1 protein-coding gene and 1 pseudogene are annotated in these 664 nt (G+C 60.1%); both read left to right on the top strand.

Annotated features, from left to right (window positions below):
- The first annotated feature begins 88 nt into the window (after nucleotides 1–88).
- Nucleotides 89–334 (top strand): GlsB/YeaQ/YmgE family stress response membrane protein, encoded by a 246-nt coding sequence (locus BLX41_RS31670; protein ID WP_102862323.1) that lies wholly within the window; start codon nucleotides 89–91, stop codon nucleotides 332–334.
- Between the two features lie 136 nt (nucleotides 335–470).
- Nucleotides 471–664 (top strand): annotated as a pseudogene (locus BLX41_RS33945) (DUF3299 domain-containing protein); the annotation flags it as partial.

Raw genomic sequence — 664 nt, 5'->3', positions numbered from 1 at the left:
GACCCTTCGTTCCCCGCCGTTCTCTGATAGCAGGATGCCAAAGTGCTGGCTAGGCTTTGGCTTGATCCCCCCCTACAGAGGAACAGCCATGGGCATTATCGGAACCATTTTCATCGGCTTGATCGTTGGTCTGCTGGCGCGTTTCCTCAAACCGGGAGACGACAGCATGGGCTGGATCATGACCATCCTGCTGGGTATCGGCGGTTCGCTGGCAGCCACTTATGGCGGCCAGGCGCTGGGCATCTATCAGGCTGGCCAGGGCGCCGGTTTCATCGGTGCGCTGGTGGGCGCGGTCGTCCTGCTGGTGATTTACGGCTTCGTTAAAAAGAGCTGAGCCGCGCAGCAAGCCCCCTCTGCCGTCCGGGCGGAGGGGAGCCTTTTTCTTCATCTGAAACTTCAACGCATCTGACGGTCTGGGCACTAGAATGCCCGGGTTTCCCGTCCTTCCTTTTTGACCGAGCCACCCTCTCATGCGCCGTCTTCTATTGACCTTTGTTCTACTGGGCTGCGGCCTGGCCCAGGCTGGCGAACTGCCGGAGACCGATTGGCTGGAACTGATGCCCAAGTCGGACCAGAAGGCCCTGGAGCAGATGCCGGAAATCGACCACAACTCCCCCGAAGCCAACGGTACCTTCACCGACAAGGGCGGCCTGAAGCAGAGCAA

The sequence above is a fragment of the Pseudomonas protegens genome (genome assembly GCF_003732485.1).
GTDB classification, from domain to species: Bacteria; Pseudomonadota; Gammaproteobacteria; order Pseudomonadales; family Pseudomonadaceae; genus Aquipseudomonas; species Aquipseudomonas protegens_B.
The sequence above is the reverse complement of the archived record's forward strand: the minus strand, read 5'-3'. Positions and strand labels throughout refer to the sequence as shown.

Bases quoted from the DNA above. Each gene is read 5' to 3' on its own strand.
- BLX41_RS31670 (WP_102862323.1), top strand. From the start codon at position 89: ATGGGCATTATCGGAACCATTTTCATCGGCTTGATCGTTGGTCTGCTG.